The organism is Virgibacillus sp. DJP39, from assembly GCF_049310925.1.
Classification (GTDB): Bacteria; Bacillota; Bacilli; order Bacillales; family Amphibacillaceae; genus Virgibacillus_F.
In genome coordinates this window covers 52,266-71,629 of the sequence record NZ_JBMERP010000004.1, presented here as the reverse complement: position 1 = coordinate 71,629, position 19,364 = coordinate 52,266, and the positions used below count along the sequence as shown (strand labels likewise).

Genomic DNA, 19,364 nt, shown 5'->3' with positions numbered 1-19,364 from the left:
ATCAACTGTATTTGGTTTCCGTTCAAGTCTAGATTTATCTGGCTCAACTTCTGTGTGTAAACGCTCGACTTTGGCATTTTCTCGCGTAAGTTTTATGCTTTCCCGCTCAAGTCACGCTGTTCCTCCGCTCGCGGGGGTTTATTTAAACATTCTCAATTCATTAACTTAACGGTTTTATTGAAACTCCTTCTTCATTTAAACCAGTACGGAGTTCCTTCGCAAAATTAACTGCCTGCTCTCCATCGCCATGAATGCATACTGTGTCAGCGCGCAATTTTACCTTTGTTCCATCTACTGCTTCTACATAGCCACTTTCAATTACCGTTTTTACCTGGTTTACTGCTTTGTTGATTTCTGTAATCATTGCATGTGGTTCTTTTCTTAAAGTCAGTGACCCGTCAGGCTGATAGGTTCGATCTGCGAATATTTCTGATGCAACCTTAAGTCCAGCTTTTTCACCAGCCGGAATGAGTTCACTTCCTGCCAAGCCATACAAGATTAAATCCGAATTTACAGCATATATAGCACCAGCAATTACCTCAGCTATTTGACTGTCCTTTGCGGCCAAATTATATAAAGCACCATGTGGTTTAACGTGATTCATTTTTATTTCATGTACTTTGCAAAATGCAGCAAGTGCTCCAACTTGGTACACTACTATATGAAAAATTTCATCTGGCGAAAGCTGCATATTTCGACGTCCAAATCCAGGTAGATCCGGAAACCCAGGATGCGCTCCAACTGCCACACCATATTTTTTTGCTAATCGGACAACGGCATCCATTACGTTTGGATCCCCTGCATGAGCTCCACACGCTATATTTGCAGAAGAAATATACTGCATTAACGATTCATCTGCGCCAAATGTATATACACCAAACCCTTCACCCAGATCACAGTTTATATCAATGGTTTTACTCAATCGTGCCCCCTCCATTCCATATTTCACTTTGTAGTTCATATATGCCATTTTCAACTTTATCCTTTGTATTAGTAAACTCGTCCGTAGAAATAGCGTAAAATTTCACATAATCTCCAGCACGAAAAACGATTGGATTACTACTATTTGTATCAAACAAGTTAATCGGAGAACGTCCAATGATATTCCAGCCACCAGGAGATTGTACAGGATAAATTCCTGTTTGTGTGTCAGCAATACCTACAGATCCAGCGGTGATTTTAGCACGTGGTTCTTTTAACCTTGGAGTTGCAATGCGCGATGTCATACCGCCAAGATAGGGGAATCCTGGTAAAAATCCCAGCATATAAACCAGATAACTACCTTCTTGGTGAAGTTCAACCACCTCATCCGTTGTGCAGTCAGAATGCTTGGCAACACGTTCTAAATCGGGACCGTATTCACCACCATATACGACTGGAATGTGCACTAGACGCTTTGTGTTAACGGTACTTTTTATTCTTTTTATATGTAGTTTTTTGATTAAATTTGAAATCTCATCGTATGAAATACTATGTAGATTATAGTAAATTCCCACAGAGTCAAAGGCAGGAACCCACTCTATCACACCGTTAATAGGATGTGTAGACAGTTTTTGACAGAATTCCTGAATGGCACTGTTTAGTTCCGGTGTAACCTTTTCATGAAATAGCACTTTCACCCCACTATCACCAAGTGGTTGTATACTTATGTTCATTTTTTCACCCTCTAAACTATGCTTTCTATTAATAAAAGAATAGCATAAATTTTCATAACAGTTAAAAGAAATGAAGTGTCATTTATAATCTTCTGTCTGATAAACTGCTCTCTGTTGATTTGGGGTTATTAGTCAGCCTTGAGATTATCGAGCACTGACCAGCTGAAACCGAGCATCAAATTAAATTATCGAGCACTGTATAAAGAAAATCGAGCACCAACAGTGTCGCGCTCGATTTCCGTCGATTGGTGCTCGATTTCTTGAATCGGTGCTCGGCTTTCGTCGATCGGCGCTCGATTTCGAGCAGTCGTTGCTCAAATTAAAAGTTGATTAAACACATTTCATTCATCTAACACGTATTGATTTTTTCCAGCACCATATCCGAAGAACGCAACTAAAATAGCTACACCAATCAATGTTAGTAGCGGAACAGACCAGGCATGTGTAACGTCAAACAAAAACCCGATAAACATTGGTCCAACTGCAGCAAGCGTATAGCCAAGTGATTGCGCCATACCAGATAATTCTGCGGCCTGTCTTGATGTTCGGGCGCGCATCCCTAAAAATGCCAGTGCCAGACTGAAACTTCCGCTCAGAGCTATTCCAAGACAAATAATGCTGCCAATCATGATGATATAAGCGTCACCAATGAGCAATCCACTGTACCCGACAACTGCAAGTAGCGCGAGAATAACAGCGATCATACTCTGGGATTTAAATTTATTTGCAATCACAGGTACAAAAAAGCTTGCTGGTAAACCCACAAATTGTGTAAATGAAAGCATCCATCCAGCGGTTGCCATACTTAGACCATTATCATGTAAAATTTCGGGTAGCCAGGAAACCGTTACATAAAACATCAGTGACTGCAATCCCATAAAAATTGCAACCTGCCAAGCCATTGGAGAGCGCCACATTCGATTATCAGTGGGTTGAATGAATTTCATTTCAACAGGTTGATCAGATTTATCTCCCTTACTTAGATATACCCAGATTACAACTCCGATTACAGCCGGGATTGTCCAAACCAGTAATGCAAGCTGCCAACCCCATCCAGTATCACGAGTTAATGGAATACTTAATCCAGAAGCTGTTGCCGCAAAAATCCCCATTGCTGTTGAATACAAACTTGTCATCAACGCAACTTTAGCAGGAAATTTCTCTTTAATTATACCTGGCAGTAATACATTGCAAATTGCAATTCCAAGTCCGATGAGAATGGTTCCAGTAAAAAGAAGAACCAGTATGGAAATCGAACGTACAGATATACCAACTAACAATAAAATAAGTCCAAGCAGCATGGCTACTTCATTACTATATTTATTCCCAAGCCTTGGGGCAAGGGGTGACATAAATGCAAATGCAATCAGGGGGAGACTTGTTAAAAGACCCGCACTCCAATTTGATAAACCAATATCGTCCCGAATAATCCCAATAACTGGTCCAACTGACGTTATAGCGGGTCTTAAATTAAATGCAACAATTATAATACCTATAAATAATAACGCTCGATAAAATGGCCGTGTATCCTTCAAACTTCAACATCCTTTATCCAAATAAGGTCTAAACACTAATATAGCATATCTATATGATTAAAAAGTAATCTTTGTGGTGGACGGACCTATATAAGACGTCTAAAATGGAATTATTAGGGGGCAATGACAATGAAAACAATCGGTTTAATAGGTGGTATGAGTTGGGAGTCTTCCCTGGAATATTATCGAATTATTAATAAACAAATCAGCACCCATGCTGGAGGGCTAAATTCTGCTGAATGTATACTCTACAGTGTAAACTTTGCTGAAATTGAAGACATGCAGAGCAATAATAAATGGGAGCAAGCAGCTTCGACCTTGTCAACCATTGCTGTAAAGTTACAAGAAGCAGGTGCCGACTGCATAGTAATTTGCACAAACACTATGCACAAAATTGCCGCGCATGTCCAGGCAGCTGTTCAAATTCCACTCATCCATATTGGCGATGCAACAGCTAAGGAAATTCATGCTGAAGGCCTTACTAAAGTAGGATTACTGGGAACCCGTTATACAATGGAAGAAGATTTTTACCATGACAGTTTGACTAAACAAGGAATTCACGCAATAACACCCGATCAATCTGCGCGAACTGAATTAAACCGAATTATATTCGAACAACTGTGTCAGGGCATATTTACATTGGATTCAAAAAACAAAATACAGGCAATGATAGACAATCTACGCGCAGACGGGGCGCAGGCAATAATTTTAGGATGTACAGAAATCCCATTAATTATCAAACAAGAAGACAGCACTTTGCCTTTGTATAACACGATGAATATTCATGCTGCTAAGGCAGTGGAATTTGCCTTAGCTGATTAGTTATGTTTAATGCAAAATAAAGACAGGGTAACCTCCCATTCGAAAGAGAGATTATCCTGACTAGTACCACCATTTATTTTTGTTGATTCAAAATACGTCCCGCCAATGCATACAAAACAACAGTTGATACAAAGTGTGATGAATTGTCATTCGTATCCTGTTGTGGATATACCTCAACGTAATCCATTCCGCATATACCCAGCTTGGCAAATTCGTGAACAAGTTCTACTAATTCATACGAAGTTAATCCATTTCCATCAACTGGTCCACCAGGATTGAAAGCAAAATCTAAGACATCACTGCAAATGCTTAGATAAACTGCCTCAGTTCCTTTACTTGCTATGCGATAGGCATCACGCGCCAGTTCACATAAACTTTTCGATTGTCTGATTTCACGTGATGTAATCGTTGTTGCACCTACTTCATCTGCATATCTTCCAGTCTCGGGCTGATTTCGCGGGCCATGTATTCCCATATGAACAATACTTTCATTTCGTACACTTTCGCTCTCATAAATCCGGTGAAACGGAGTGCTTCTCGCGTATAAATCACCATCATAATCCGGGTGATTATCATAATGAGCATCTAAATGAATAATACCAACCTGTCCATCTATTTCCTCACTGAGCGCTTTTACAATTGGGTATGTAACACCGTGGTCTCCGCCAAATGCTACAGGAAACTTCCCCGTTTTCCAAACCTTGCTGGCAAAGTTTTCGATGCGATGCATGGTTTCAATCGTGTCGGCTGGAACGACATCGACATCTCCTAAATCTCCAAAGGTATAATGTTCTTTTACATTAATATGGTTTAATTCTGGCAAGTACCCTGAATAACGGGCTGAATTTAAGCGGATGACTTTTGGGGCAAGCTCGCATCCAGTATAATCTCCCCATGTTACTGATCCTTCCCAAGGTACACCATAAACCAGGACATCACGGTCATTTGCGCTCTCGTCCTGAAAATATACTTTTTTCCCATCTAGATAACAAGGTGTATTTCCATAAATCATTTCCTGCCTCACCTACAACCACTCCTAGCTGTATTAATATTGGAAAACTTGGCTTATCGCCAAGCCTTATACAGTAAGATAGGATTTATACTTACTGCTAATAAAATTACTCTTCCCTTATTGTGCAAAAATACCAATGGGTTATTAAAAAAACTATTCATTAGCTGGTTTTCTGCCAACCATTGTCAATAGTCAAATTACTAATGACCGAAAATTAGAGGCAATAAAAAATCGCAACCAATGTTAGTCGCGAGAATCAGAGGAAAAGACAGTGGTGATTTTGAATGTGGAAACATAAGATACTGAGGCAGAAATATAGTGAGGTAGTTAAGGGAAAGGTAACCATAATGGTATATTTTCCCTAGTTTTTGAGAAATAAGTTTATTTCCCAGGAAATATACATTTTTAACACTGATTAATACTTATAGTCAAGCAATACAGTCATTTCAGTTAGCATCCAGTTGTTATAATTATATCTATAAATTAATCTATTAGTGAATTATTCTTTCTAAATTCCCTAATAGATTTTATGAACCAGCTTTGAAAACCATCAACCAGACTAGTTTTAGTATTAGCTAATGATTTGCAAGGATGATCCAATATAATATAGTGGTAGATCCACTTCCATTTATTTACTGTCATTTTAGGTTGGAGTGCTTTCCATGAACAGGGACCACTTTTTGGTTGCGTTTTACTAGCAAATTGTTCTAATAAAGATTGCCTGAGAAGCATACCAGTATAAGCATGGTTTGTCTCTTGCTTTTTCATATCAAGGAGTTTATTTCTAACGTTACAATTTAGATAAGTAGAAAATTCTCCTTTCTGAGGATCAAGCGTTTTGTATGCCTGCCACAAAACAAATAATCCATCTTGAAAATATTCATCATATGGTTGTTCCATATTTAAATCATGAATATGAAAATTGATCATCTTTTCAAACTTTAAAGCAACATCATAAAACGTCATTTTTTTACTTTTAATTTCTATCTTGTCCCCCTACTTTCTTAGCTGCCTTAGACTCCTGAAATCGCATGACTATATACCTATTATGCCATACTATGTCAAGGACTTTTCTAACTTTTTCCATTGTTTGAATAATCATTTATAACCTATTTTCGTGTAGAATTTTGTCGATACAAGTCTACTTTTGTCGTAAAACTAGTGTATTTGCTTGTTTTTCTGATTTTTATAGATTTAAATTGTAAATGTGTCTATTTTATGACAATTGATAAATAATTAACACTATTATACTACAGCGTTAAATGTGTCTAAATCTCTTTTTAGAAAACTTGGCTTTTTTACAAGCATTATGGCAAAAGCCTTAGTATGCAGAAGAAAGTTTTTATGCTTTCATTACTGCCAAGAAAGAAATTTATGGTATAATAGTAACAGAAACGCGCATATAATAATTAGACCACAGCTGCAACTGTGGCCTATCGACAAGCGTTCCCCCAGGGGATCAGCTATCCAATCTGAATAGACCTCTCCCTACAAGTTAAATCAAGGTTAATAGGGAGGTCTATTTTTTATTGATCATTTTTACAACAAAGGTCAACAATCCAATTAAAAATGTTCCAGATGCAAACATAATCATCAATACCTCGTAGATACTCAATGTCAAAGGCATCACCCCCCTTATATAGATAGATTTAGATATACACAGGGCTAGCCGACCATACCTAAAAGAACGTTATCTAGTTGTTATTATAGCATAAAAGATAGCAAAAATACGAACAAACGTTCTATTTTTTTACAAAGAAAAAACGGCATGCATTTTTGCATACCGTTTGGGGTTGTTAAGAGCCTGCTAATATATGGAATCCGGAATCAACATGCATTACTTCTCCCGTAACGCCACGAGCCATGTCACTTAGTAAAAACAGTGTTGCATCGCCTACTTGATCCTGGTCAATATGACGGCGCAATGGTGCTTTTTCTTCTATTGTAGATAACTTATCATTAAATCCAGACACACCTTTAGCTGATAATGTTCTAACAGGCCCTGCTGACACTGCATTTACACGGATTCCAGCTGGCCCGACATCCTCTGCCAGATAACGTACACTTGCTTCTAATGCTGCCTTGGCAACACCCATCACATTGTAATTTTTCACTACTTTTTCAGCACCGAGGTAGGTTTGTGTTACAATGCTTCCACCCTCTGTCATGAAGCGACGCGCTTCTCTAGCAACAGCTACTAGCGAATAGGAACTGATTTCCTGTGCAAGCAAATAGCCATTACGTGAAGTATTCAGGAAATCACCGTTCAAATCATCACGGTCAGCAAATGCCACAGAATGTACGACACCATGAATAACTCCTACTTTTTCTCCAATTTCAGTAAACGCTCCAGCAATACTGGCATCATCCGAAACGTCGCAGGAAACTAAAAGCGAAGCGGTGATTTCATTTTCATTCAGTAGCTTTTCCAACTTTTTCTTCGAGCGTTCCTGGCGATTTGTAAAAATTAAGTTAGCTCCAGCGTTATGCAAGGACTTTGCAATTCCCCAAGCAATACTTCTGTTATTAGCCACACCCATCACAACAACGTTCTTTCCATCCATTAATCCGTTCATATATGTACCTCCATCATTTTTTGCATTGTATACCTATTATGTATATCTTCATTGTAATACATTTTAGCTGAAAAGTATAAGGGTATTCATTTTGGTTGATTCTGAATTTGTATTTGTTTTTTCTATTAAAAAAGCTCCCCCTAGATGCTTGCCTTGCAAACCATCTTAAGGAGAACAAATACTTATGCCAACCGATCCAATGCCCACTGAGCTAAAACAGCTGCACCGTTTGGTAAGGCTGCCTCATCTAAGTCAAACTTAGGATTATGAAGCGGATATACCGCGTTTTTCTCCTCGTTTCGAACACCTAATCTGAAAAATACGCCTGGAATTTCATTTGCGTAAAAAGAAAAGTCTTCCCCACCCATGGAAGGCTTTGCAATATGGAAATGTTCCTCACCAAGCGTCTTACCAACTGCTTCTTTTACAGTCGGTACAAGTGAACGATCGTTTAATAGAGCAGGATAGAAGTAATTGTAGCTAAGTTCGTAGCTCACACCAAATGCTTCTGTCATTCCTTTTACTAGGCGATTCATTTTCTCTTCTATTGTATAACGGACATCATTATCCAATGTTCGAACTGTCCCACCCATTTTCACACGCGGAGCAATTGCGTTGTTTGCAGATCCACCATGAATTTGACCAATGGTAATTACAGTTGGTGCGATTGGATCAATCTCTCGGCTGACCAGTTGCTGCAATGCACTAACAATTTCTGCTGTAATCGTAATTGGATCCTTTGCTTTATGTGGATGCGCTGCGTGTCCACCTTCTCCAATAATTTCTAAGTCAAAAAAGTCAGCTGCCGCACATACTTCTCTTTCCGCACACGTAACTTCTCCCGTTGGTACATCTGGATTAACATGCAGTCCAGCAATTGCTGTAACTTCAGGGTTTTGCAGGACGCCATGCTTAATCAATGTTTCTGCACCAAATAATCCTTCCTCTGCAGGTTGGAAAATCAATTTTACTGAACCTTTCTTAGGCGGATTTGAGATTAATAGTTTTGCTGCTCCAAGAAGCATTGTGGTATGCCCATCATGTCCACACAAATGCGCAACCCCCGCTATTTTGGATTTATAGGGTACATTTTTTTCATCCGGGATTGGTAGAGCATCCATATCTGCTCGTAGCGCTACTGTTTGACCTGGTTGCTCCCCTTGGATCAAGGCAACTACTCCAGTTTCAGCAACACGCGTAACGTCCTGATATCCCATTTCGTGCAACTTTTCCATAACGAATATTGACGTTACATGCTCTTCAAATCCCAGTTCAGGATTCTGGTGCAGCTGTCTTCTCCATTCTGTTAATTGGCCAGCGAATTCTCTTGCTTTATCTAGTAAAGTCATATTTATCACTCCAGCTATGTTAGTATATATTTTCATAATTACACGAACTATATTACAATAGAAACGATTTAATCAAAGTATTTCACATCGTAATAGACTGGGCAATTTCTTTTCTTTTTTTTCTTTGACTGTTTTTGAAAGATTATTGTTGATGACACAATATCTATAAACTGCTACGTAGTGAAAATTTTATCAACGTCGTTCCGGCAGAATACTTCGCTTTCCGCGGGCACGGCCTCAGAAGCAAAGAACGCTTCTTCCGGGGTCTTCGGACTCGTGCTGTTCCCGCAGGAGTCTTCGTATTCTGCTTACACTAGGATAGAGAAAACGCACATGATGTTTATGTTTCATGGGACTTTTTCTACCTCTATTTAAGCGGAGGAAAAATGCGAGACTCCTATGGGAAAGGAATGAGGCCGCTGAAAAACTTAAATATGGTACAAAATGTGTCTATCTACCATCGCATCTTCGAATATACTTCGCGCACCTTAGGGAGAGTGCCGAGCCTCCTCGGACTACCGTCCTGCGGGGTCTCGTCGATCTCTTACTTCCCGCAGGAGTCTACGTATATTCAAGATGCTAATTTGAAGTGAAAAGTTACAGTTATAAAATCTACCGCTTTTTCAGTGGCCTGGAAAGGAATAGTCTGAAGACCCCGCAGTGAGCGGTCTTTGCTCAGCTTCGGAGGCTGAAGCGTTCCCCATGGAAAGCGAGTGTTTTTCCGCAGCGTGGGTCAGCACCAATTTTGTGAAGGTTGGTAAGAAATAAATACAGCAATTCCGCCACATTTTTTATCAACCGCGAATGTTATAGAGCAACTTACTTTACGAAAAATCTTTTCTCTTCAAAAACTGGGGTGAGTGTATGTTTTCTAATTTAAAATCCAATAGCCGTATTTTGATTCATTTTTGGATGATTCTTTTAGGGATAACGATGCCATTATGGCTTGGAGTAGAAGAAGTGGGGCTTGCCCATTTAATGGATCAGCTACGAAATGATCCAAGTGGCAACACACTTATGCTTACTGCCTTTGTATTAGTTATGTTAAATACAGTTCGAGCACTGCCTCATTATTTGGGTGCACTACTCTTAGGGGACGAGCTGGCTCACCGTTTCAATAAACCTATATTAAAAGTAATTGTCCCATTGCTCATTATCCCATTTGTTTATGTGATCATTAATGGCTATAACTCGCTTAACTATCACTTTGGTGGACCAGCCTTAATTTTACTCGCTTCCATAACGCTATTACATATTTTAGGGAAAGGTCGACTTCGTCCAGTGCTGAAGTCATTCGTATTAGCGCAAATTCTTTTTGGCATTCAATGGCTTGATACCGTTACACTTTTATCAGCGTACGGATTCGGTGGTGGTCCAATTTCAAGTGAAGTGAAAGCCATTGCTTTGACAATTGATTATGGATACACCCTATCCATTTACAGCATCACGCTATGCAGTATCTTTGTTGTTAATGCAATTGTCCTGGCAGTTTACTTAACTGTTTCCGAGCAAAAGTGGAGAATCAGCCGTGACCTTGACATTGCCCGCGGAGAAATGATCGATTCACGAAACGGACGCGAAGCGCTGCATCTAGTTCACGATTTGAAAACACCACTCTCATTAATAGATGGGTTGAATTCATTGATTCGCTTAAAAACAGCCAATAAGGATATTGAAGAATACTCCGATAACATCGCTATTGCAATCCAGTCCACCAGTGACATGGTATCTGAAATCTTATACGTGGAAAAGAAAAACTGGTGTACATTGAAAAACTTAATTGAGTATGTTCGTGCCAACAAACTCGCAGTCAATTCCATTTCTTATGTATTTGACCTGCAAGCCGATCCACCCATCGAACTCTATATTAATAAAATTCGTGTTACTCGAGCAATTGTCAACCTCATCGACAATGCTGGTGACGCTATTGAAGATAAGGATTCCGGCCAGGTTACCATCCTCACTAAGCTTGTAAACAACGAACTCTGGCTTGGTGTTAAAGATAACGGCACAGGTATCCACCGCAAGCAATTGAAAAGAATCTACCAGCCCGGTTTTAGTACGAAATCACATCCTGGCGTCGGTTTAACATTCGTCCAAACCGTAGCACAAAACCATGGTGCGACACTTGATATCGAAACCGAACATGGAAAAGGCACAACCTTTTGGATAAAATTACCTGAGGAGACACTTCGCTATGAAAATACTAATCATTGATGATGATCAATCACTTCGCTACATGCTAGGGGAAATATGCAAATATGCAGGCTGGGATTTTATTACCGCAGAAAACGGAAAGCAAGGCGTGGAAATTTTCCAGTCTGAACATCCTGATGTTTTACTAATCGATTACCATATGCCGGAAATGAATGGCTACGATACGCTTATAGAAATACGTATGATTAACCACCATGTTCCGATAATCATCCTAACAGTTGACGAACGGCAGGAAATCGCTAATCAGTTTTTGGAGCAAGGCGCGACTGACTTTGCGTTAAAACCAGTAAAAGCACCTGATATAATTGCCCGTATACAGCTGCATATCCGCTTAGCTAACATGCAGGATACGCAGAACGTCCAGAGCGAAGTTTTTACAACAAAAGGTATTAGTAAAAAAACACTTAATCACGTTACTGGATATATGCAGTCAGTGAATGCAGCTGCTTCAGTTGATGAAATTGCTAAGGAGGTTGGACTAGCCTACCCCACTGTTTACCGCTATGTTATGCATCTTCTTGAAACCGGAGAAGTAAAACAGATTACCAGCTACCAGAAAATTGGAAGACCAAAAATGTTATATAAGTGGTATACGAACTGAAAAATTTCTAGAATGACTATTACTTGCCACTCTTTTTTTCTTTTTTTTCTGTGGGAATGCTAGGTCTATTTACCTTATAATGATTTACATAAGTTATTAGACAAGTCTAAATAATAGCATAGTTAATCACAGAAAGGAGCACTATTATGGATCACTTTGGAATTTGGTCATTACTACCATCAGTCGTAGCATTGACACTCGCAATCGCTTCAAAAAGAGTTGTACCGTCACTTATGGCAGGTATTTTAATCGGGACAATTATGGTGGATGCACGCGTTAATGGCATTATCCACTCGCTATTATATTCGATTGTAAATTTGTTCGGAGCAATTGCTGGACACCCAGCTAACGCTGAAGAAGGATTACGAGGAATGGGTCTTGTAAAAGATTCCGGACGTGCAGAATTAGTCATTATTGTATTATTATTAGGTGCATTTATTGGCGTACTAAACAAGTCAGGAGGAGCTTACGCATTTGGTCAGTGGCTTGCCAGTAAGGTGAAGTCAAAGGAAGGTGCACAAGTTTCAACTGCAGCAATGGGTAGTATGTTGTTCACTAGTGCCTATTTCAGTTCACTTGCAACAGGTACTGTATTTCGTCCTATTTATGACAAAATGCGAATCTCTCGTGCTAAGCTAGCATTTTTCCTGGACTCAACCGCTACGCCTATTAACGTTATCGTACCTATCTCCGGTTGGGTAGCATTTATGGGGGCACTAATGGTAGACAATATCCCGAGTGTTGAGGATCCAATTGCAGGTCTAGCGCAAACCATTCCATATAACTTTTACAATATCGTTATATTGATCATGGTATTCCTATTTGCATCTGGAAAACTCAAAGACTTTGGACCAATGAAAAAAGCAGAAGAACGAGCACAAAAACTACAGGAAACAACTCGTGAGGATGAAGCAGCTACTGGAGAAGCACAAGAACCGGTAAAAGATCAGGAAAATCTTAAAAACGGAAAAGTATCTGACATGATTCTACCACTTGGAATCTCTGTCCTTGTATTAGTAGCTTTAGGATTGTGGAACTACACATTCCCATACTGGTTTACTGACTTACCTTCACTTCCATTTGGCGGAAATATGATGTTAATCATCAGTTTCAGTATAGGTATTATCATTGCTTTCATTAAATACATGGCAAGTAAACTCATGACGGCAAAAGAGTTTTCCAATGAACTTTTTGAAGGAAGTAAAAGTGTAATCCTTGGTGGAGTTATTATTATCTTAGCTGTAACTCTAGGAGATGTTATGAGAGCAGCAGCACCCGAGGGAACCGGTGCAGCAATCTTTATCGCAGAAGCGGCTGGCGATGTAATCCCATCTGCCATCATCCCATTCGCAGTGTTCGCGATTTCAGCATTTGTTTCATTTTCAATGGGAACATCATTTGGTACGTGGGCAATCATGATGCCAATCGCCGTATCGCTTATGGCAGCTACCGGCGGAGATCCAATACTGGCCGCAGCAGCAGTATTATCAGGAGGAGCATTCGGTGACCATACATCTCCAATATCAGATACAAGTTTAATGTCCTCTATCGGTGCAGGTAGTGATCATATGGAGCATATTAATACGCAGTTGCCGTATGCGTTGGTAGCAGCTGGTATTGCTGGAGTTATGTTCTTGGTTGCAGGGTTTGTGTTTTAGGATAAACGAGAAAACCTCCGGAAATTTTCGAATTATTTATGAAGATTAAAGAGCCTTATGTTCAGCCAAAACCAGTAATTTAAGAAGAAAAGCGCGTAAAATAAGACTCTAGGATGATTCATCCTAGAGTTGTTTCTTGTAACCATTCATATAATACACTTTGATTCATCTATAAATTAAGGTACTAGAAGAACGTAGGCTGTCTAAAATTACGGCGGAGATAATTGTCCACTATTTAGTTAGCTTGTTCTCCTTTCTCTGCTCTTCCTAAATCAATCTTTTTATCAACATTAAACTTTTGATTTAGTCAATCCTTGCTCAGGTTTCATAGTTTGAGTGAATTCTATAGCAGATTTAAAGTTCATAAGTTTCATTTCTTCAGAACCTCAAAACTGAAATGAATGAATTACTTAATAATTGAGGTATTCCTTATCTATTGGTCTGCTTGTGTTAACAATTTTACTTAACACTTATTACTACTGAAGGAATAAAATCATGTTTAAAAATTTGTTGTAAGGTATATTCTTGTACTATTCCTTCATTATTAATAACTCCAAATTTCACTCCACATTTCTTTTGAAACTCTACTAATAATGTAAATAATTTCTCCGAATCTTCCCTGGATCGTAGTTTATTTAGTTCAAAAATTACAGTATTAACTCTTTTAGATTTCACTAAGTTTTGCATTCCAAGTAGACAATGATATTCTCCACCCTCAACATCTATTTTTATAAAATCAATAATTTCCTTTTTATCAATAAATGTATCCAGTGATACTGCTTGAACCTTTTTTTCCTCCATACCTTTATCTACTAAAAAATAATCATAATATTCTTGGTCAGGTTGATGAATAGAAGCATTGCCACTAAATCTTTCTGTTGTAAAAAACGACAATTCCTGTTCTTGGCTATAAACAGCTTTATTCAAGAAAGTTACCCTATCTGCTAAATAATTAATTGATACATTATCCATTAAAAATGAATACGAACTTTCATTAGCCTCAAATGAAATAACTTTACCACTATTCCCTACTTTAAAACCTGCCAATATTGTATAGTACCCGATATTAGCCCCAACATCTATTACAGTATCGCCCTCTTTAATATTATTTATAAAAAATTTGGTAAGAGAGCCTTCTATTACTCCATTAGCAACAAGGTCAGGCATTAAACTCATATCTTTGTTTGAGGACATTAATTTGCCACCCCAAACTGTTTTTATTAACATCTTATTATCCCCAATATACACTCCATGCATATTTCCACCAACCTTTTGTACCACTGATTCTATTTTAGTTTTATTCACTTCATAACGTGCAATATCTCTGTACAATTTCAATAACTGAGTTGTAATATGCTTCCAATCAAATTTTCCCGCTGTCAATAATCCATTCGAAATTAACTTATTTTTTAAATCTTCGTTTCGAAGAACTTTCATTACCTTTTTAGCCATTTCATGGTAATCACCAATTTTTGTTATTAATGCATTATTATTATCTTTTGCATATTCCAACACACCTTTATTTCTTGTTGTTACAACCGGACATCCACAAGCCATAGCCTCCAAAACTGGAAGTGAGAAAGATTCGTAATGAGACGCTGAAACATATACCGATGCTCCCTTATACAAATCAGCAATTTGCTGTTGAGAAGGATTTACAAACACCTTGTCTAGTAAACATTCAATTTCTCTAGTTGGTTTTACTGGAGAAATCAAATATAACTTCATATGTGGCAATTTTGATTTAATTATTTTATAAGATTTGATAATTTCATTTATCCCTTTAAAAGCAAGCTGTGGATTTCCAACCATTAATATATTTGGTGATTTAGAAACGTCAATGCTTTCTTTATCATTATTAAACAAAGTTGTATCAATTGCATTGTGAATTACGGAGGCATCTCGATTATAAATTTCTTTTATTAATTCTGCACATTGGTTGGATACAGTAAATATAAATTCCGGGAGTTGTAATTGTTTATAAATAAAATCCATAGTAGTTTTATTTACTTTCTCATTATCAAATATGTGAAAATCACCTTGTTCAAAATAAATAACCGGAGCAATCTCCGTATCTATGCAGGCTTGAATATGATTCCAATAAGTAGCAACAATAACATCACATTTCGGAATTCCAGTTGCGAGTTCAACATTAAATGGAACTTCTATATAGTTAACCTCAACAGGAAACCATGTAGGCATTGGATAATGAGATAGAATAGAAACTTCCAATCCGAGCTTTTTCAAGCGGTTTGCATGCTCTAAAATTATTTTTACTCCACCACATATACCTACATGTGTCAAAACATAAACAATATGAATTTCTTCCTTATTACATTCTTTTCTTAACATTAAATTTTGTTTCTTTGCATGCAGTATTCTTTCTAATCTATTTTTAAATTCTTTTTCTAAAAGCGATTTATAATTGTTCGAACTTTCTTTTATATAATTCATCTCTGAAGATTCAAAGTCAGACCTATAATCGAGAACTTCATTTGTTTCTTTTGTTTCTTTTGTTTCTTTTGTTTCTTTTGTTTCTTTTGTTTCTTTTGTTTCTTTTGTTTCTTTTGTTTCTTTATTATCATTTTCAACCAATTTGTCAAGTTCTTGTAAAACCTCTTCATTTTTTATATGGCTACGAATAAAATTAGAGTCAGAGAAAATCCTGCCTGCACAAGCTGCCAATTCCCCTAACTTTTCATGATTATTGATTTTCTTCAAAGCAATAATAGCCATCTCATAGTTTCTATAATCATTAGGGTTCAAATTAATAGCATCATCAAAAAACTGAACGGATAATTCATAGTTACCAAATTTATATAAACATTCTCCCATTCTTGTTAAAACTTCACTTAACTGTTGAGAAGAAATGCCATTTTCAAATTCAAGATATTTATTGTATAGTTCTAATGCTGGATCATATTTTTCGTATTGAACCATTAGGTTAGCGATATTAACCCATTTCGATTCCGGTAAAAAATCTAAGAAATAAGATACTTTATCAATATGATCAAGCTTAATATATTGTTTTATAATATTTATTATTTCATTGTAATCTATTTCAAGAATCTCAACATCTGTGTTTCCGAGCATTTTCTTAATAATTTTTTCTAATGAAGGATTAACATGGTAATGTATTTCTTCTAATATTTCCTTTTTGTTAGCCAAATCAGCAGCAACAATGCAAAATACCGATGTTTCATGTTCATGAGTATTGAAGAATATTTCTTTAAACCGTGTAGCACAATCTTTATACTTTCCTTTTAATAAATGAATATAAGCCGATTCTTTTTGCAAACGATTCCTTTGCCCTTCATTTAATAGTACAAAAAATTCAGTTGATAATGAGGCACTATTTATTTGAAGAGATACTTGCAAGATTACCAATATATCCTTTACATCTTCATAATTATAAATCTTTCTTATAAATTCCACTATCACTTTAGGTGATTCATGTTTGTCTAAAATGCGTAAGAGCTCTTTTAAAGCATGTTTATCATAACGGTCAATTTTTAAGACTTCGACATGATTTTCTATGCTTTTTTGAATCTGTTCAGTTTTAAAATATAAATCCGCTAGAGATATAAATAACATTTTTAAATAATTAATAGCAGTCGAATCTATTTTAAAGGCACTTCCTAAATACTTAAGTACTTGCTCATAATTTTCAATTGCATCGAACATTCGATTTTCTTTTTTATAAATATTCCCTAAGAGATAATAAAGGTCTGGGAAATCAGGATGATCCTTGATCGCACTTTGTAATGTTTGTACGATTTCATCTTTAGGATAATTTAGTAAACTCATTAAATTGATGATGTTCTTATAATTTTTTCCTCTCGTATGCTTTGGTAAGTCATTACTATTCAGAGCTTTGTATGCATGTTTAAGCCCATCTTTATAATTTTTAATTGATGACAGTGATTCTGCTATATAAAAATTCAGAAAACCATTATTTGGACTTTTCTCAAGTTCTTTATATAAAAGTTTGAGATTTCTGTAGCCCTTATTTTTTTCTAACCTATCTTCTTGGGAATATCCAGTATGAATGATTTGTATTGTCTTAGTAGCATCTAATGACAACGGAACTCCTTTTCCAGAGTATACTAGTGTTTCATGAATTGCCCCTGAGTATGAAATTTTTGAGTTTCTTCTAAAAACTCGATTTGCTATTATAGAACTAATAAATCGATTTCCTTTTTTTTCATAGTTTGATAGCAAAAATGAAACAACTTGCGTATTTTTTTTAATGGCCATTTTTATCGCTGGAATAATATGTTGTAAGGAATCTTGTACAAGATATTCGTCTGCATCTAAAAACAATATCCAATCACCTGTCGCTTTAGAAATTGCATAATTTCGGGCTTTAGAAAAATCATCTACCCATTTAAAATGTTGTGTTTTAGCACCAATTTGTTGTGCTATAGAAACGGTCCTATCAGTTGAACCTGTATCGACTACAATTAATTCCGATGCTATCGACTTAACACTATTTAGGCATGTAGCTATATTTTTTTCCTCATTTCTGGTGATTACACAAACAGACAACTTCATAATTGAATTTCCTTTCAATCTTTAATATAAGGTAAAAAAAGAGAGCAAAAGATTTGCTCTCTTTTAACTTACTAAATCAAGAATTATCTAAGAAGTTGTAGCACTCCTTGTGGTTGTTGGTTAGCTTGAGCTAACATTGCTTGTGCTGCTTGAGTTAGGATGTTGTTCTTAGTGAACGCCATCATTTCTTTCGCCATGTCAACGTCACGAATACGTGATTCTGCAGCAGTCAAGTTCTCTGCTGTTGTTCCTAGGTTGTTAATAGTATGGCTTAAACGGTTTTGAACCGCACCAAGAGAAGAACGTTGTGAAGACACTTCTTCTATTGCATTAGTAAATGTTGTGATTGCAGCATTTGCAGCTTCCTGACTGGAAACGTCAGTTCCACCTATCTTAACAGTATTACCTTTTCCAAGGGCTGCACCACTAGTTAGTACTGTAGCTCCAGAATCATTTGTAAAGGTAATACCATCTGCAGATGTTGCAACTACTTTACCATCACTACTTAATAAGGTATCAGCAGTAGCATCATAAGTGTAAGTTCCAGCATCTAACCCGCTATTACTAGCTTCTACAGTCGCTGAAGCAGTTTGGACACCATCATCAGTTGAAATAGTAATTTCACCATTTGTTATTGAAGAACCCAATGTAAGTGTGTCGTCGTCAGTTCCAGTTAATGTAAATGTAGCTCCATCAGTAGCCGTTGCAACTACACTTCCGTCTTCTGCAACTAATTCTTGGCTAACAGAGGAAAGTGCATTTATTGAATATTCACCGTCAACAAAGCTTGCATCTCCAGCAGTATTTTCAGCTATAGTACCAGTTACCGCCGCTAAATCAGTTGTACCCTCATCTGCGACAACACCTAAACTTTCAGCACCCATATCACCAATTTCTAATGAAAGATTTTGACCTTGATTAGCTCCAATTTGGAATGTTCCCTCAAAACTACCATCCAACAAGCTTTGAGTATTAAATTCAGTAGTTTCACCAATACGACTTAGTTCTTTCGAAAGCTCATCTACCTCAGACTGTATTTTTTCACGGTCACTTGTAGTATTTGTATCGTTGGCAGATTGTACCGCCAATTCGCGCATACGTTGAAGAATAGAATGTGATTCATTTAAAGCTCCTTCAGCAGTTTGAATCAATGAGATACCATCTTGTGCATTACGTGTTGCTTGTTCAAGACCACGTATTTGCCCTCTCATTTTTTCGGAAATTGCTAGACCTGCTGCATCATCTGCTGCCTTATTAATACGTAGACCTGAAGACAACTTTTCTAAAGAGTTAGAAGATGCTGCTTGGTTGTTTGTTAGCTGGTTGTACGTGTTTAGTGCAGCGATATTGTGATTAATTTTCATTTTTCCTTACCTCCATGTAAG

Annotated in this window: 14 protein-coding genes; 4 read left to right on the top strand and 10 right to left on the bottom strand. The window is 37.2% G+C overall.

Translation table 11 applies throughout. The features are described from left to right. Positions 1-160 precede the first annotated feature (160 nt). The 3 genes from ACOI1D_RS02860 to ACOI1D_RS02850 all read right to left on the bottom strand — a co-directional run bounded on the left by ACOI1D_RS02860 (position 161) and on the right by ACOI1D_RS02850 (position 3,190). Positions 161-937, bottom strand: a complete 777-nt coding sequence (locus tag ACOI1D_RS02860) for a LamB/YcsF family protein (RefSeq protein WP_422499154.1) — start codon at positions 935-937, stop codon at positions 161-163. After that, complete coding sequence (gene pxpB / locus ACOI1D_RS02855) at positions 915-1,655, bottom strand: 5-oxoprolinase subunit PxpB (RefSeq protein ID WP_422499078.1); 741 nt, start codon at positions 1,653-1,655, stop codon at positions 915-917. The genes ACOI1D_RS02860 and pxpB overlap by 23 nt, the downstream gene beginning before the upstream one ends. A gap of 341 nt (positions 1,656-1,996) precedes the next feature. Then, positions 1,997-3,190, bottom strand: a complete 1,194-nt coding sequence (locus ACOI1D_RS02850) for a CynX/NimT family MFS transporter (protein ID WP_422499077.1) — start codon at positions 3,188-3,190, stop codon at positions 1,997-1,999. 129 nt (positions 3,191-3,319) lie between these two features. On the opposite strand from ACOI1D_RS02850, the gene ACOI1D_RS02845 reads away from it, so the two are divergent. Next, complete coding sequence (locus ACOI1D_RS02845; protein WP_422499076.1) at positions 3,320-4,012, top strand: aspartate/glutamate racemase family protein; 693 nt, start codon at positions 3,320-3,322, stop codon at positions 4,010-4,012. A 73-nt stretch (positions 4,013-4,085) separates the two neighbouring features. Here ACOI1D_RS02845 and ACOI1D_RS02840 read toward each other — a convergent pair whose 3' ends face one another. The 5 genes from ACOI1D_RS02840 to ACOI1D_RS02820 form a co-directional block, all read right to left on the bottom strand. Next, entirely contained in the window at positions 4,086-5,024 is a 939-nt protein-coding gene (locus ACOI1D_RS02840; RefSeq protein WP_422499153.1) for an agmatinase family protein, read from the bottom strand. A gap of 483 nt (positions 5,025-5,507) precedes the next feature. Beyond that, positions 5,508-5,990, bottom strand: a complete 483-nt coding sequence (locus ACOI1D_RS02835; RefSeq protein ID WP_422499074.1) for a sigma factor — start codon at positions 5,988-5,990, stop codon at positions 5,508-5,510. 553 nt (positions 5,991-6,543) lie between these two features. Further along, positions 6,544-6,645 (bottom strand): putative holin-like toxin, encoded by a 102-nt coding sequence (locus ACOI1D_RS02830; protein WP_422499072.1) that lies wholly within the window; start codon positions 6,643-6,645, stop codon positions 6,544-6,546. A 175-nt stretch (positions 6,646-6,820) separates the two neighbouring features. Further along, entirely contained in the window at positions 6,821-7,600 is a 780-nt protein-coding gene (gene fabI, locus ACOI1D_RS02825) for an enoyl-ACP reductase FabI (protein WP_422499070.1), read from the bottom strand. Positions 7,601-7,782: 182 nt separating this feature from the next. Next, positions 7,783-8,949 carry a M20 metallopeptidase family protein gene (locus tag ACOI1D_RS02820; RefSeq protein WP_422499068.1) on the bottom strand — a complete coding sequence of 389 codons (1,167 nt, stop codon included), beginning with the start codon at positions 8,947-8,949 and terminating at the stop codon, positions 7,783-7,785. An 864-nt stretch (positions 8,950-9,813) separates the two neighbouring features. Between ACOI1D_RS02820 and ACOI1D_RS02815 the strand changes: the two genes are divergently transcribed. The 3 genes from ACOI1D_RS02815 (at position 9,814) to ACOI1D_RS02805 (ending at position 13,425) form a co-directional block, all read left to right on the top strand. Next, the gene (locus ACOI1D_RS02815) at positions 9,814-11,166 is read left to right on the top strand and encodes a sensor histidine kinase (protein WP_422499066.1); all 1,353 of its coding nucleotides are present in this window, start codon (positions 9,814-9,816) and stop codon (positions 11,164-11,166) included. Next, entirely contained in the window at positions 11,147-11,767 is a 621-nt protein-coding gene (locus tag ACOI1D_RS02810) for a response regulator (protein ID WP_422499065.1), read from the top strand. Before ACOI1D_RS02815 ends, ACOI1D_RS02810 begins: the two co-directional genes overlap by 20 nt. Before the next feature lie 146 nt (positions 11,768-11,913). Continuing rightward, complete coding sequence (locus tag ACOI1D_RS02805) at positions 11,914-13,425, top strand: Na+/H+ antiporter NhaC family protein (RefSeq protein WP_422499063.1); 1,512 nt, start codon at positions 11,914-11,916, stop codon at positions 13,423-13,425. A 459-nt stretch (positions 13,426-13,884) separates the two neighbouring features. Here ACOI1D_RS02805 and ACOI1D_RS02800 read toward each other — a convergent pair whose 3' ends face one another. Both ACOI1D_RS02800 and ACOI1D_RS02795 read right to left on the bottom strand, forming a co-directional pair. Next, positions 13,885-17,997 (bottom strand): FkbM family methyltransferase, encoded by a 4,113-nt coding sequence (locus ACOI1D_RS02800; RefSeq protein WP_422499062.1) that lies wholly within the window; start codon positions 17,995-17,997, stop codon positions 13,885-13,887. A 65-nt stretch (positions 17,998-18,062) separates the two neighbouring features. Then, a complete protein-coding gene (locus ACOI1D_RS02795) occupies positions 18,063-19,343 on the bottom strand; it encodes a flagellin (RefSeq protein WP_422499060.1) in 1,281 nt (426 codons plus the stop codon). Between the last annotated feature and the right edge of the window lie 21 nt (positions 19,344-19,364).